Origin of the sequence: Phytohabitans maris, from assembly GCF_031085175.1 — a bacterium.
Classification (GTDB): Bacteria; Actinomycetota; Actinomycetes; order Mycobacteriales; family Micromonosporaceae; genus Phytohabitans; species Phytohabitans maris.
Genome location: NZ_JAVHUY010000035.1, coordinates 1 through 13900, shown reverse-complemented (window position 1 = coordinate 13900; position 13900 = coordinate 1). Strand labels below are relative to the sequence as shown.

The window sequence follows — 13900 nt, the reverse complement described above, 5'->3', positions numbered from 1 at the left end:
TCCTCCCGTGCGAAAGGTCCACGCCATGAACGTCACCGCCGGCCCTCCCGTCCTGCAGCCGGGCGCCGGTCCGATCAGGGCGGCGACCTACCTACCGGCCGCGCCCGACCTCGTGCTGTGGGGTCGCCTGCCGTGCGCGGCCGACGCGCCGGTGCTGCGGATCGACCCCGGCGCCGAGGTGACCGTCGACACGCTCAGTCATGAGGGGATCCTTGAGGACCAGGGCCGCGATCCGAAGGTGTTCTTCGGGCGGTACGGCGCCAGCGAGGTGCTCGACGACGCGGTCGCGCTCGCGGGCAGCACCGCCCCGCACGAGTTCGGCGTCGACGGCCCACACGTGGTGTCGCGGCCGATCGAGGTGCGCGGCGCACGAGTGGGCGACCTGCTGTCGATGACCGTGATCGACGCGACGCCGCGGGTGCCGTACGGCGTGATCTCGAACCGCCACCGCAAGGGCGCGCTACCTGACGAGTACCCCCTCGGCGACGCGCCCGTCTACAGCGCGTACGCCACGGTCGACGCGGACGGCGGGCACGGCCGGCTGCCGCTGGTCGAGGGCGGCGAACGGCGGGTCCGGTTCCCGCTCGCACCGTTCCTCGGCGTGATGGGGGTCGCGGTGCCCGGCGGCGAACGGCCGAGCTCCGTGCCGCCGGGGCGGCACGGCGGCAATCTCGACATCGCCCTGCTCACCGCGGGCAGCACCCTCTACCTACCGGTACAGGTCGCCGGCGCACTCGCCTATGTCGGCGACCCGCACTTCGCACAGGGGGACGGGGAGGTCGCCCTGACCGCCATGGAGGCGAGCCTGAGGGTCACTCTGCGGTTCGACGTGGTCGCCCGCGAGGAGGCGCTGCGGCGCTTCGGGCAACTTGTCGGGCCGCTGGCCGAGACGACGGAGTACCTGATCCCGACCGGCCTCGACGAGGATCTCGACAAAGCGGTGCAGGACTGCGTACGCGCCGCGATCGCCCTGCTCCAGGCAGGGTTCGGGATGGACCCCCGCCTGGCCTACGCCTACCTCTCCGCCGCCACCGACTTCCGGATCTCCCAGGTTGTCGACGTGGTGAAGGGCGTGCACGCCACGATTCGCAAGGCAGACTTCGGATGAGCGATGGACCCGCGGGCACGCCGGAGTTCGCCGGAACGGTGTGGCGAGTCATCGGCGACCCCTTGGTGCCGGCCACCGGAGTCGGCCCCCTCACCGGCCATACCGTCGCGGTCAAGGATCTCTACGCCGTCGCGGGGGAGCGGGTCGGCGCGGGCAATCCGGCCTGGCTTGCCGCCGCCCGTGTCGAGCCGGACCATGCCGGCGCCGTTCGCCGGCTGCTCGACGCCGGTGCCGCCGTCCGCGGTATCGCCCACACCGACGAGTTCGCCTACTCGCTCGCCGGCACCAACGCCCACTACGGCACCCCGCCCAATCCGGCGGCGCCGGGCCGGCTCCCGGGCGGATCCTCCAGCGGCAGCGCGAGCGCCGTCGCCGCAGGACAGGCCACCGTCGGGCTCGGCACCGACACCGGCGGCTCGATCCGGGTGCCCGCCGCCTACCAGGGCTGCTTCGGGATCCGCACGACGCACGGTGTCGTCGACAGAGCCGGGCTGCTGCCGCTCGCGTCCGACTTCGACACCGTCGGCTGGCTGACCCGGTCGGCCAAGGTCCTCAAAGCGGTCGGCGAGGTGCTGCTGCCTCCCGAAGGGCCGGGCGGCACCACCAACCTGGTCGTCGTACCCGCGCTGCTGGCGCTCGCCGAACCCGAGATAGCGGCGGCGGTCGGTGCCTGGCTACGCGTGCGGGGAGCGGCGACGGAACGGTGGCCAGGGATCGGCATCGACGACTGGCGACGGGCCTTCCAGACCTGGCAGGCGTACCAGGCCTGGCAGCGCCACGGTGGCTGGCTGGCCACCCGGCTCGACACCCTCGGTGACGACGTGCGGAGAAGGTTCGAGCACGCGGCCACCATCGACGCCGCCACGGCAGCGTCCGCTCGCCGGGCGGCCGGTGCCGCCCGGCGCACGATCCGCGACCTGATAGGCGACCGAGTGCTCGTGCTCCCGAGCGCGTCCTCCGTCGCCCCGCCGGCCGGCGGCGGGCTCCCGGCGGTCCGCGACGCCACCATGCGGCTCACGTGTCTCGCCGGGCTCGGCGGCCTCCCGGCGGTCAGCCTGCCGCTGCGGACCGAGTCGGGTCTCCCGACCGGCGTCTGCCTCGTCGCCGCGACCGGCCGCGACAGAGACCTGCTCGATCTCGCCGTGAGCTTGGCGTGAACCAAACCCCGATGGGCGGCGGACGACCTCCTCTTCCGGCTCAGGAGAAGCACGTGAGCGTTCCAGAACCGATCAACCCACCCCCACGCCTGCTCATGGGACCTGGCCCGATCACCGCGGACCCACGGGTGCTGCGCGCCATGGCGGCACCGCTCGTGGGACAGTTCGACCCGGCGATGACCCACGCCATGAGCGAGACGATGGCCCTGTACCGCGCGGTCTTCTATACCTCGAACGAGCAGACGTTCCTGGTCGACGGCACGTCGCGGGCCGGCATCGAGGCTGCGCTGGTCTCACTGATCGAGCCGGGTGACCGGGTGCTGGTGCCGGTCTTCGGCCGGTTCGGCCACCTCCTTGTCGAGATCGCCAAGCGCTGCGCGGCCGAGGTCCACACCATCGAGGTGCCCTGGGGCGAGGTGTTCGAGCCCGAGTTGATCGAGGCCGCCGTCGCGCGGGTCCGGCCGAAGGTGCTCGCCGTGGTCCACGGCGACACGGCGACCACCATGTGCCAGCCGATGTCCGACGTCGGCGAGATCTGCCGGCGGTACGACGCCCTCCTCTACTGCGACGCCACCGCGACCCTCGGCGGGAACTCGTTCCGCACCGACGCGTGGGGTGTCGACGTCGTCACCGCCGGCCTCCAGAAGTGCCTCGGCGGGCCGTCCGGAAGCGCGCCGATCACGATTTCGCCCCGGGCGGTCGCGGTGATCGACGCCCGCAAGCACATCGAGGAGGGCATTCGCGACGCCGACGACGTCGAACGCGGCACCCCGATCGCGTCGAACTACCTCGACCTCGCGCAGATCATGGACTACTGGGGACCGCGCCGGCTCAACCACCACACCGAGGCCACCTCGATGCTCTATGCCGCCCGCGAGTGCGCCCGGCTGCTGGTCCAGGAGGGCATCGACCACGCGGTCGCCCGCCACGAGCTGCACGGCCGGGCGATGCTCGCCGGCGTCACAGGGCTCGGGCTGGATGTGTTCGGCGACGTCGAGCACAAAATGAACAACGTGGTCGCCGTGCGGATACCCGATGGCGTGCCGGGCGACAAGGCGCGGGCGGCCATGCTTGCCGACTTCGGGATCGAGATCGGCACCTCGTTCGGCCCGTTGGCCGGACGGGTGTGGCGGATCGGAACGATGGGCTACAACGCCCGGACTGACGCGGTCCTAGCCACGCTCGCCGCACTGGAGCAGGTGCTCCGCGGCTTCAGCGTTTCGGTGACGGCGGGCGGCGGCGTCGCAGCCGCGAAGGATGTCTACGCCGATGAGTGACACCGCGACCGGCGACCTCGATCGCGTCGACACCCGCTGCGTCCGGCGCGCGCGCGATCTCGCCAACCTTCTCGGCTGTGGCCGGTGGCGTACCGCGTGCCTGCCGTTGAGTAGGGTGCCATCCTGGACGAAGATCGGGGCACTCATCGCTCGCGCTCCGCTTCTGCCACGCGGCTCGCGGCGATCCGCTCGGCGGCCTTGAGGCCGGCCGTGGTCATGGTGTCGAGGTTCCCGGCGTGTGCCGGGAGGTAGTGCGCGGCGCCCTTGACCTCAATGGACGAACTGGACGAGTTGCAGCACGCCTATGCGATCACCGTGCACCGCTCCCAAGGCAGCGAATACCCGGCGGTCGTGATCCCACTGACCATGGCCGCCTATACCCTGCTGCAACGCAACCTGCTCTACACCGCGGCTACCCGCGCCAAACGCCTCGTCGTGCTCGTCGGCAGCCGCAAGGCCCTCGCGATCGCGGTGCGCACTGCCGGTGCCGGGCGCCGGCACACCGCGCTCACGCACCGCCTCGAGGATCCGTCGGCCTCGTGAATCCGGTCGATCGTGACCTCCGCCAAGTGCGGCAACAGCCGCTCAAGATCGCACCGCGGTCAGCTACCACAGTCCATATCGGACGGCAGGCGACACGCCAACAGCTGACTCACCACAAGATCATCGCCAGAGCCCAATTGCATGAGCGTCCACAACGTTTAGCCGCCAGCCGGAGGACAGGCCCGCGACAGCAGTATGCGCGCCCGCGTGCCCAAGGACTTCGCGGTAGTCACGCACGGCTGAACGATCGGCGGTAGCGCCGACCTGCCAGATCCCATCGGCACCCACCCAGTATGCCGCCCGGCAGTTGCGGTAGACGTTCGCGGACCCGCTTGGTGCATCGCAGCGGTGACCTGCTTCTTGGTCTTGGTGTAGCCCTCGGGTGTCGCTGCGGCGGACGGGGCTGGGCGCGGCGAACTGCACCCAGTACGGGTCTTCCAACGCCCACTCGGCGATGTCGAGGTAGAAGGCACGGACCCGGAAGAACAACGCGGCCCGGTCACGTCGTTCCCGGCCGGGGAACCGCCGGTCGCGGGTGAGGCGGGTCCGCTCCTTCCAGGCCAGCGCGACGTCGTTGGACAGGTTGAGCGAGTCGATCCCGGGGTGGTGCTGTTCCAGGTCGGCCCAGAAGCTGCCGGCGAGGAGTCCGACAGGCCGCGGAATGAGCCGTAGTCCATGCCGGCGCGGCGTTCCTGGCAGTACCGCACGAGCAGGTCCCGGATCGGTTTGCAGCGCACGTTGTAGCGGTCGACAAGCTCGGCGGTCGGGCGCTGTCCGGTGCGCAGCCCGTTCGAGGTTGTTCATCGCAGGTCAAGCACTCAACGGTGAGTTTGGCGCGGACGGTGGGTGCGTCGGGGTGGTCGAGTTGATGGAGGATGGTCCAGGCGAGTGGCCAGGTGTGGTGTGCGGCGTGTGGTTGGCCGGCGGTGTGGTGGGTGTCGCCGAGGCGGTTGAGGACTTTGGCTTCGTAGTAGCGGTTGCGAAGGTCGCGGAACAGCTCAAGCGCGCGCTGGTAGCAGGTGGTGGCCTGTTGGTATCGGCTGAGGTGGTGTCGTGGCGGCCGATCCAGGCGTAGAGCTCGGCGAGCCAGCAGTGCGCGCTGGCCTGCGCACGGCGGTCGCGTACGCGCCGCGCCGCGTGCAGCGCCGCCTGGGCGGTGCTGTGCCAGTCGTGCCAGCGTCCTTGGCGGTTGAAGAACCGGCCGAGTGCGTCGGCGAGTTGCCAGGTGTGGGCATAGAAGCCGGCGTGCCAGCGGTATGGATTGCCGCTACCAGCGCCGGATGTTCCCGGGTGAACCAGTCCAGTGCCTGGCCGTGGTCGGTGAGCGGTTCTGGCGTGAGGTCGGGGGTGGGCGGGGCGAGGGTGATCGGATCCCGGTGCGGGCCGAGGAGGAGGCTGGCGGTGTTGGCGGTGTGCAGGTAGTGGTCCAGCATTCGACCGGTGGCGGCGCGGCGCTGTTCGCCGGTGTCGTGGGCGTGTGCCTGTTCGCTGGCGTACTCGCACAGCCAGATCGTGGAAGGTGTAGCGGTTGGGCAGGTGTTCGGTGGTGAGGTGGGCGCTGCTCAGTTCGGCCAGGAGTTGTCGTGCCCGGCGTGCGGGTATGCCGGCGAGGCTGGCGGCGGCAGGCACGCGGGTTCGGCCGTGAGGCGGTGCTCTCCCAGGCGCTGCGCCAGCAGCCGGTGTGCCTCGGTAGGGGTGAGAAGGTCCAGCGCCAAGGGGGTGCGCGCCATCGGCGGCGACGAGGCTGGTCAGCTGGTGGCGGCTGGTAATGACGACCACGCATTCGGCCGAGCCGGGGAGCAGCGGGCGAACCTGGTCGGAGTCGCGGGCGTTGTCCAGCACGACCAGCATTCGCCTGCCGACCAACAGGCTTCGGTAAAGGCCGACCTGCGCGTCCAGGCCGGCGGGGATCGCCGTGGATGGTACGCCGAGTGCCTGGAGGAACGCGCGCACCGCCACCAGCGGCGGCACCGGCGGACCAGACGGGTCGAACCCGCGCAGGCTCACTCTGAGTGATTGCGCCACGTCTGGTGAACCGTTCGCCCCGCCGGGTGCGACGAACAGGGCGTGGATGGGAGCCGGATCGCGGGGCATGTGACTCTTGGCCTCGTCGAGGTCCGAGAACCGGGAGGTCGCGCGTGCTGACGCGATCGCCGGATCGTCGGGAGGATGCCCAGCTTCTCGCGGCGATCGTGGATGGTGACCGGGAGGCGTTCGCTGAGCTGTACCGGCGGCATCTGCCGTGGCTGTTGGTACGTCTGGGGCGGCGGTGCTCGTCGCCGGAGCTTGTCGATGAGGTCGTGCAGGACACGTTTGTGGTGGTTTGGCGGTCGGCCGGGCGGTGGGACGGCCGGGGCGAGGTGGCCGCGTGGATCTGGGGTATCGGTATCCGCCGGCTGGTCGATGCGCTGCGGCGGGGCCGGCCGCCGGGCGTTGAGCTGACCGGGTTCGCTGGCGTCGAGAGGTCGGCCGAGGAGCACGTCCTGCTCGCCGTCCAGTACGGCGATGTCGGCGCGGCCTTGGCCAGCCTGTCCCCGGAGCTGCGGGCGGTCGTACAGGCGACGGTCCTGGACGGGCTGACCACGCGAGAGGCCGCCCGGCTGCTGGGCATCCCGCCCGGCACGGTCAAGACACGGATGATGCGCGCCCGCGCCCTGCTGCGGGAGCGGCTGGCATGACGGGGAGGTTGCGATGACCGTCTGGCACCTGGATCCGGAGGCGATCCGCCGGTACGCGCAGGGGATTGCCCCGCCGGGCCTGGCCGCGTCGGCCGAGGCGCACCTGATGAAGTGCGTGACGTGCCGGGACGCGATCGCGTCGCACGTCGATACCCGGCGGGTCGAGGCGATCTGGCACGAGGTGGTCGACCGGGTCGACGCGCCACGGCCGAGCTGGCCCGAACGGATGCTGGCCCGGCTCGGCGTGGGCGAGGCCACGGCGCGCCTGGTCGCCGCCACGCCGACGCTGCGGGGGCCGTGGCTGTTGGGGATCGCGGGTGTACTCGCGCTGTCCGTCTGGGCGGCTCAGGTCGACGAGCGCCTGCTGCGGATGTTGCTCGTGGCCGCTCCGCTCGGGCCGCTGGCCGGTGTCGCGTTCGCGTTCGCGGGCGGCCTCGATCCGACCCGGGAGATCGGGCTGGCCGCGCCGTACTCGGGACTGCGACTGCTGTTGATCCGCACGGCCGCGGTCCTTGCGGTGACGGTGCCGATCGTGGCCGCGGCCGGGCTCGCGCTACCCGGCTCGCACTGGCTGGCCGCTGCCTGGCTGCTGCCCACGGCCGGGCTCACCTGCGCCGCGCTGGTGCTGACGGCCCGGATGACACCGGTCGTCGCGGTCGGCGTTGTGGCCACGGCCTGGGTGCTGGTGACCACGCCGACGGCCATGGCTGGCCACCTCGACGTCGCCTTCGGCGTCGGCGCCCAGATCTTCTGGCTCGCGGTGGCCGTCGGCGGCGGCCTGTGGCTCGCCGTCACCCGTAACACCGTCACGATCAAACTGGGGAGAAGTGGATGACTGTACGGGTGCGGGGCGCGACGAAATCCTTCGGTCGCACGACGGCGCTGGACAGCGTCGACCTCGACGCCGGCCAGGGGGTGACCGGCCTGCTGGGCCCGAACGGCGCCGGCAAGACGACCCTGCTGCGGATCATCGCCACCGTCCTGGCGCCGGACCGGGGCACGGTGAGGCTGCTGGGCCGTGATCCGTCGCGCCCCGACGACCGGACCCGGATCCGTGAACGCCTGGGCTACCTGCCGCAGGACGCCGGCTTCCACCGGGGGTTCACCGTCTTCGAGTTCGTCGACTACGTGGCGATCCTGAAGCAGATGACCGACCGGCGGGCCCGGCACGACGAGGTTCGCCGGGTCATCGGGCTGACCGGGCTGGCGTCGGTCAGCGCCAAGCGGATCCGGGCCCTGTCCGGCGGCATGCGGCGGCGGGTCGGGTTGGCCCAGGCCCTGCTGGGCGATCCCGAGCTGCTCGTCCTCGACGAGCCGACGGTCGGCCTCGATCCCGAGCAGCGGCTGCGGTTCCGGGAGATGATCTCCCATGCCGGCGAGGGGCGCACGGTGGTCCTGTCCAGCCACCAGACCGAGGACATCGCCGCCCTGTGCACCCGGATCGCCGTGTTCCACCAGGGCCGGGTCCGATTCACCGGTACCCCCAACGAGCTGACCGCCCAGGCCGCAGGCCGTGTGTGGGCCGGCACCCAGAGGTCGGCCGCCGCCCTCGCGGCGTGGCGCACCGGCGACGGCGTCTACCGCAACGTCGGCGACCCGCCGGCCGGCGCCGAGCTGATCCCACCCACGCTGGAGGACGCGTACCTCCTGCTCATGGGCGAGCCCGATCTGGAGGTCACCCACTCGTGAGCACCGCCATCCTGATCGGCCGGGAGGCCCGCCGTCTCCTGCGGCACCCCGTGCTGTGGCTGGTGCCGGTCGTTGTCGCCGTGACCTCCGCCGCTGACTCGGCCAGCGACGGCCGCGACGCCGATTACTGGTACGTCACCATCTTCATCGCCGTCGCGTTCTTCGGGCCGATCATCGTGCTGTTCGCGGCGAACCTGGTCGCCAGCGGTGCCCGCCGCGGCCGGGCCGAGGAGATGTTGCATGTCACCCCGACCTCGGACACCCGCCGGACCTGGGCGATGGCGTTGGGCATCGCGCTGCCTCTGGCCGGCATCGGCGCCGTCGCGGCGGCGGCCATGGCCGTCATCAGTGGCCTCAACGACATCCCGGCCAAGGACCTGATGAACGCCGGCGAGCTGGCCCAGCTTCCGCTCGTCATCGCCGGCGCCGGACTGCTCGGCGTCCTCGCCGCCCGTTGGCTGCCCTTCGCCGGCGGCGTGCTGGTCACCTTCCTGGCCGCGACGCTGGGCGGTCTCGTCGCGTTCCGCCGCATCCACGGCGGCACCTGGTGGATGTGGTGGACGACCGGGATGACGTTCGAGGGCTGGGAGCCGCCGCCGGGCCGGCCGTGGCTGCACGTCGCGTACCTGACCGGGCTCTGCGCCTGCGCCGCCATCGCCGCCGTGTACCGCTCCCACGGCCGCCGGCTGGTCCTCATCGGCGGGCCGGTCCTGGCCGCTACCCTCGTCCTCGGCGGGCTCCAGCTGCCATGACACCCCCTGTGGCCCGAGAACTGGTCCGCAGCGGCCACCTAGTACGCAGCCTGCGCCTGGCCCCGTTCGCCACCAGCGCCGCCGCTGTCGCCGCGTACCTGCTGGCTCGCCTCGGCCACCCGCACGACGCCATCGGCGACCTGCGCGTCGTGGGTCTGCTGCTGGCCCTGGGCAGCGGCTACGCGCTCGACGACAGCGCCGCGATCACGCTGCAGGCCAGCCCGTACGGCCTGGCGCGCCGGCTGTGGCTGCGGATCGGCTGTGCCGTGGCGGTCGTCGCGCCGGTGTGGGCGGCGGTGCTCGCGGTCTACCTCCCCTCGGCTGCGGCGGGCGATCGGTGGAGCCTCGGCCTCGGCCTCACGACCGAGCTAGCCGCCGCGGTCACCGTGACATGGGCCGTGGCCGCGTGGGCCCGCCGCCAAGGATTCGACCAGCCCGGCATCATCACCACGCCCCTGCTTCTAGCCGGGCTGTTGCTGGCCGCGTCGATTCCACAGGCCCCGATGCTGGTCGGTTTCGGCCGGGAGTGGACGCCCGCCCACCTGCGCTGGTCAGGCATCGCGGTCGCCGCGACGTGCGCGCTCGTGGCCGCGATGCGCGACCCGGCCGCGCGCTGGCCGACCCGCAGGTGACCCCAAAACGATCAAGGCTACAACCGCGCATCCAGGCAGAACCTGACCATGACAGCCGACCCGGCCCGCTGCGGCCATGTCTGCGCATCCACCACAAAGGCCAGAAGCCGGCCAGGCGCTTGGCTTCAGCCGCGGCACGCTGCTGTTCCTGCCAACGCTGAACCGTCCGAGCGCGGTACGCAGCGCGTTCCAACGCGATCTCCGCAGCCGAGGACAACGCTGGCGTCGACGATGAGGCGGGTGTTGCCGGTGGAGCTTTTGGACTTGCGCCCTGGCGGGCCGCATAGTGCCTGAGGCTCCACCTACCGGTAGCCCTGGACTGGGCGGTTGAGGCACGGTGCGAGTCAGCGGGCAGCATCTGGGTGGCCTGGTATCCCGGAACCACCGCTGCTGCTGCCGGAAGCGCCGCCGGCCATACCGGATCCGTCGTCCTCGGTGACGATGTCAGGCTTCGAGGTGGAATCACCTGGCGCCGGTACGTCCGTATCGGCGGTCACCTGGATCAGCCGGGCCCGTCTGGCATCGTCCTCGGCGTGCTCTGCAGATGCACGTCGATGTAATCGTTGACGACCTCGATGCCGCAGAGGTGGCAGTGCTCGATCGGCGCAACAAAACACCCGCACCAGCCTGGTACGTCCTTCCGGGTCTTCCTCGACCCGGCAGGTCACCCCTTCTGCCTCTGCGTGAACTGATCCGGACGGGCAATCCTCAACCGCCAGGTCCCGCATAGCGATCAGGTCGGCGACCTCGGCGCGACCTTGGCGCTGTCCTCGTCTGGGTCAGGACCGGGCGAGGCGTACGCCGGTCGCGAGTAGCCAGGCGAGCCAGGCGGCGAACCCTAGGAGCCCGCCGAAGATCAGCGGCGAGCCGTCGGCGATCGCGAGGTTGCCGAGTCCCGCGGCGAGCAGCAGGCTCCCGCCCACGAGGCCGAGCAGGCGCTGCCAGGCTGGAGTCAGCCCGCTCGCGTGCGTGGCGAGGGCCGCGCCGATGCAGGTGGTGCCGAGCGTCGGCAGCGCCAGTGCGAACGCCGCCGCGTGAATCTGCCAGACGAGCTCGAACGCGGGCGTCGGCTCGGCGAGCCCGCCGGCGGAGAGCGCGAGCCCGATCTGTAGGGCGTTGACAAGCACGAAGGTGGCCGACAGCGTCGCGCCAGCGGTCACGGCGAGGCGCGAGCAGTCGGTGCCCGCTGCGCCGCGCCGCTGCACGAGGCCGTGCAGGCCGGTCAGGAACACGAGCAGCAGCGGCAGGTAGAGGGCTACCAGACCGGACGCGATCGCGACCGCGTCGCGGTTGGCCGCGTAGTAGGCCAGCACTTTGTCGATCGGAGCGCCGTAGGTCGGCGCGCCCGTTCCCGCGAGCACCGCGTTCTCTATCGCCACCGACACCGTGAACGCGATCGCCGCGGCGCCGACGAGCCGGCCTCGAACGAACCAACTGCGGGCTGGCGTGGTGGCGGTGTTCTGCGGTGATCTCATCTCTTGCTCCTTCGTTTCAGTCCGATGGCGGGTTGTCGAGCAGGTTCGGGGTGTTCGTTCGGATGGTCATCGGGTCTTCCTTCGACAGCAGCGGCCCGTCCGCCGGTGTGGCGGCAGGTCTGGGCGTGCATGAGCACGGGTTGGGTCGTTCTCGTCGGGTCCGGTTGTCAGACGGTGACGACGACCTTCCCTCGGGTGTGGCCGGCCCCGACGTAGCGGAGGGCGTCGGCTGCTTCGTCGAGGGGGTAGGTGCGGTCGATGACCGGCGTGACCTGCCCGGTCGTGAGGGGGGCGGTCAGGGTGAGCAGGTCCTGGCGCTTCGGGACCGACAGGAAGGACTTCAGCTGCTGACGGGTGAACCCGGACAGCACGCGCGCTTTGACGATCCGACCGAGGGGGCCGAGCCGGCGGCCGCCGGGTCCGTTGTTGGGGATGAGGGTGCTGGTGGGCGTCAGCGCTCGGCGGACATCCGCCGGGGGCTGGGCTTCCACGTTGTCGAGGATGACGTCGTAGCGCTTTTCGGTGCGGGTGAAGTCGGTCCTCGTGTAGTCAACGACATGGTCGGCACCGCGCGATCGGACCAGGTCGACGTTGCGGGTGCTGCACACACCCGTCACCTCGGCGCCAAACGCCTTGGCGATCTGCACGGCGAAGGAGCCCACGCCGCCCGACGCGCCCGTGACCAGCGCCGTCTGGCCCGGTCGAAACGTTCGCGATGTCGCGTAACGCCTGCAACGCCGTCATGGCCGGCGTCGGGACCGCTGCCGCGTCCACGACCGACAGGTTGGCAGGCGCGGACACGAGGTTGCCCGCTGGGACGCAGGCGTTTTACTGCGTCCCGTGGCACCAGGCGGTCTCCGGCATTGGATCGCTGTTCGGTTCCCACAGAAGCTCCTCACGTCCGCGGTGGACTTTCGCTGGCTCGTACGCTGTACGTCGTACACTGTACTATGGGCGTACAACGTACGATCGTCAAGCCGTTCAAGGGAGCGAGGAGACCCGTGGCCGCCAGGGAACAACGCCAGGTCGCGTCAGACGCGGGGCTGAGCAAGCAGCGGGTGGTGGTCGAGGCGGTCCGGCTCGCCGACCGCGAGGGGGTCGACGGGCTGAGCATGCGCCGGCTGGCCGGCTCGCTCGGCGCGGGCGCGATGTCGCTCTACCACTACGTGGCCAGCAAGGAGGAGTTGCTGGACGCCATGATCGACGTCGTGTTCGAGGAGATCGAGCTCCCGCCCGAAAAGACCGACTGGCAGTCAGCGATGCGACGGCGGGCGGTATCCGCCCGACAGGTTCTCGCACGCCACCCGTGGGCGATCGGCCTGATGGAGTCGCGGACATCGCCCGGGCCCGCGAACCTGCGCCACCGCGAAGCGGTCACCGCCTGCCTGCGCAGGGCCGGCTTCCCGGTCGTGATGGCGACGCACGCCAACTGGTTGCTCGACAGCTATGTCTACGGTTTCGCCCTGCAGGAAGCCAGCCTGCCGTTCGACACCGCCGACGAGCTCGCGGACATGACCGAGGACGTCTTCCTGCCCCAGCTTCCTCCCGACGAGTTCCCCTACCTCAACGAGTCCGCCGCGGCGCTCGTCGCTGCCGGCTACGACCCGGCGGAGGAGTTCATCTTCGGCCTCGACCTCGTCCTAGCCGCCCTTGAGCCCCTGAGAGCCTCCGCATAGCAACGCTCACGGACCGTCGCGCGGCCGGCGATGACAGCCAGCACCGCAACATTGATCAGCACCCTGCGGCGATCCGCCTTGGAGTCAGCACGCCGAGCTTCGCCCGCGTACGGGCACCAGCCTTGAGGACCATCCCCACCCTCACGGCGTAACGTACCGGGCACTCGAAGCCCTTCCCGGCACATCCGCTATTGCCGCGAGCCGCGCGCTACGAGCTGTTAACCGGGAACTGGCCGGCCGGTTCGGGCTGTGCTGTTGTTCGGCTGGTCAGTTACTCCGCTGGCTGCCGTCGGACGTGCCGGCAGAAGGCTCGATCGCTGCGATTGCCGCCCCGACCGGTGCGGTCTTTCCTGCCGCGACCTTGATCTCCAGCAGGGTGCCGGAAGCTTGCGCGGGTATCTCGGTGTCGACCTTGTCGGTGGAGACCTCGACCAGCGGTTCGCCTGCCTCGACGGTGTCGCCGACATGTTTGAGCCAGCGTGTCACGGTGGCCTCGACGACGTGCTCGCCGAATGCCGGCATCGTGACAAACACGGCGAGGTCGCCGTGCCGTGCGGTGTTGGCCAGTGTGACCGCGGGGGTGGGCTGCTTCTGCCGGGTTGTAGCAGGGTCACATCGTCGCGAGCGGTAGTGCTTCCACAGGACGGTAGTGGCGGCCAGGCCGAGAAGTACTGCGGCGGCGCCCTTCCATTGCCGTTCGAATGCTGGGCGCTGATCCCCGAGTGCGGCATCGCCGGCCAGCGTGAGGCAGATGAGGGCGACGAGCCAGCCGTGGGGACGCGAGATCGGTGACGGCTCTGCTCGGGCACGAATAGCTGACACCAGCGCGAGGGCGGTGCTCGCGACAACCACAAGGGGCAACCCGACACGCCATACCGAGCCGATGAGCTGCACGCAACGCAGTATGGGGCAG

At 70.9% G+C, this 13900-nt stretch carries 12 protein-coding genes and 2 pseudogenes; 10 read left to right on the top strand and 4 right to left on the bottom strand.

Annotation, left to right across the window (positions count from 1 at the left end; genetic code table 11):
• Positions 1–25 precede the first annotated feature (25 nt).
• The 4 genes and pseudogenes from RB614_RS30535 to RB614_RS30515 all read left to right on the top strand — a co-directional run.
• Positions 26–1108: an acetamidase/formamidase family protein gene (locus tag RB614_RS30535; RefSeq protein ID WP_308716145.1), complete on the top strand. Its 1083-nt coding sequence runs from the start codon at positions 26–28 to the stop codon at positions 1106–1108.
• Positions 1105–2265, top strand: a complete 1161-nt coding sequence (locus RB614_RS30530; RefSeq protein ID WP_308716144.1) for an amidase family protein — start codon at positions 1105–1107, stop codon at positions 2263–2265. The genes RB614_RS30535 and RB614_RS30530 overlap by 4 nt, the downstream gene beginning before the upstream one ends.
• Positions 2266–2318: 53 nt before the next feature.
• Positions 2319–3542, top strand: coding sequence for a pyridoxal-phosphate-dependent aminotransferase family protein (locus tag RB614_RS30525; RefSeq protein ID WP_308716143.1), 1224 nt, complete (start codon positions 2319–2321; stop codon positions 3540–3542).
• Between the two features lie 276 nt (positions 3543–3818).
• A pseudogene (locus RB614_RS30515) lies at positions 3819–4085 on the top strand (ATP-binding domain-containing protein); the annotation flags it as partial.
• Positions 4086–4205: 120 nt separating this feature from the next.
• Here the strand turns inward: RB614_RS30515 and RB614_RS30510 are convergent.
• Positions 4206–4889 (bottom strand): hypothetical protein, encoded by a 684-nt coding sequence (locus tag RB614_RS30510; protein ID WP_308716142.1) that lies wholly within the window; start codon positions 4887–4889, stop codon positions 4206–4208.
• 1334 nt (positions 4890–6223) lie between these two features.
• On the opposite strand from RB614_RS30510, the gene RB614_RS30500 reads away from it, so the two are divergent.
• Genes RB614_RS30500 through RB614_RS30480 form a run of 5 tightly spaced genes read left to right on the top strand, consistent with a single transcriptional unit; the run spans position 6224 to position 9836 of the window.
• Positions 6224–6763, top strand: a complete 540-nt coding sequence (locus tag RB614_RS30500; RefSeq protein ID WP_308716140.1) for an RNA polymerase sigma factor — start codon at positions 6224–6226, stop codon at positions 6761–6763.
• Positions 6764–6776: 13 nt separating this feature from the next.
• Positions 6777–7598 (top strand): hypothetical protein, encoded by an 822-nt coding sequence (locus RB614_RS30495; protein WP_308716139.1) that lies wholly within the window; start codon positions 6777–6779, stop codon positions 7596–7598.
• The gene (locus RB614_RS30490) at positions 7595–8452 is read left to right on the top strand and encodes an ABC transporter ATP-binding protein (RefSeq protein WP_308716138.1); all 858 of its coding nucleotides are present in this window, start codon (positions 7595–7597) and stop codon (positions 8450–8452) included. The genes RB614_RS30495 and RB614_RS30490 overlap by 4 nt, the downstream gene beginning before the upstream one ends.
• Positions 8449–9204, top strand: a complete 756-nt coding sequence (locus tag RB614_RS30485; RefSeq protein ID WP_308716137.1) for a hypothetical protein — start codon at positions 8449–8451, stop codon at positions 9202–9204. Before RB614_RS30490 ends, RB614_RS30485 begins: the two co-directional genes overlap by 4 nt.
• 8 nt (positions 9205–9212) lie before the next feature.
• Positions 9213–9836 (top strand): hypothetical protein, encoded by a 624-nt coding sequence (locus RB614_RS30480; RefSeq protein ID WP_308716136.1) that lies wholly within the window; start codon positions 9213–9215, stop codon positions 9834–9836.
• Between the two features lie 779 nt (positions 9837–10615).
• On the opposite strand, the gene RB614_RS30475 is transcribed toward RB614_RS30480, so the two are convergent.
• Together RB614_RS30475 and RB614_RS30470 are read right to left on the bottom strand one after the other, a co-directional pair.
• Positions 10616–11311, bottom strand: coding sequence for a hypothetical protein (locus tag RB614_RS30475; protein WP_308716135.1), 696 nt, complete (start codon positions 11309–11311; stop codon positions 10616–10618).
• Positions 11312–11478: 167 nt separating this feature from the next.
• Positions 11479–11958, bottom strand: a complete 480-nt coding sequence (locus RB614_RS30470; protein ID WP_308716134.1) for a zinc-binding dehydrogenase — start codon at positions 11956–11958, stop codon at positions 11479–11481.
• Between the two features lie 354 nt (positions 11959–12312).
• On the opposite strand from RB614_RS30470, the gene RB614_RS30465 reads away from it, so the two are divergent.
• Positions 12313–12987 (top strand): TetR/AcrR family transcriptional regulator, encoded by a 675-nt coding sequence (locus RB614_RS30465; protein WP_428983144.1) that lies wholly within the window; start codon positions 12313–12315, stop codon positions 12985–12987.
• A 312-nt stretch (positions 12988–13299) separates the two neighbouring features.
• Here the strand turns inward: RB614_RS30465 and RB614_RS30460 are convergent.
• A pseudogene (locus RB614_RS30460) lies at positions 13300–13509 on the bottom strand (biotin/lipoyl-containing protein); the annotation flags it as partial.
• Positions 13510–13900 lie beyond the last annotated feature (391 nt).

What these genes read in the sequence shown, in the direction of transcription:
- RB614_RS30535 (WP_308716145.1), top strand. Translation starts at nt 26, where the DNA reads ATGAACGTCACCGCCGGCCCTCCCGTCCTGCAGCCGGGCGCCGGTCCG.
- RB614_RS30530 (WP_308716144.1), top strand. Translation starts at nt 1,105, where the DNA reads ATGAGCGATGGACCCGCGGGCACGCCGGAGTTCGCCGGAACGGTGTGG.
- RB614_RS30510 (WP_308716142.1), bottom strand. Translation starts at nt 4,889, where the DNA reads ATGAACAACCTCGAACGGGCTGCGCACCGGACAGCGCCCGACCGCCGA.
- RB614_RS30495 (WP_308716139.1), top strand. Translation starts at nt 6,777, where the DNA reads ATGACCGTCTGGCACCTGGATCCGGAGGCGATCCGCCGGTACGCGCAG.
- RB614_RS30490 (WP_308716138.1), top strand. Translation starts at nt 7,595, where the DNA reads ATGACTGTACGGGTGCGGGGCGCGACGAAATCCTTCGGTCGCACGACG.
- RB614_RS30475 (WP_308716135.1), bottom strand. Translation starts at nt 11,311, where the DNA reads ATGAGATCACCGCAGAACACCGCCACCACGCCAGCCCGCAGTTGGTTC.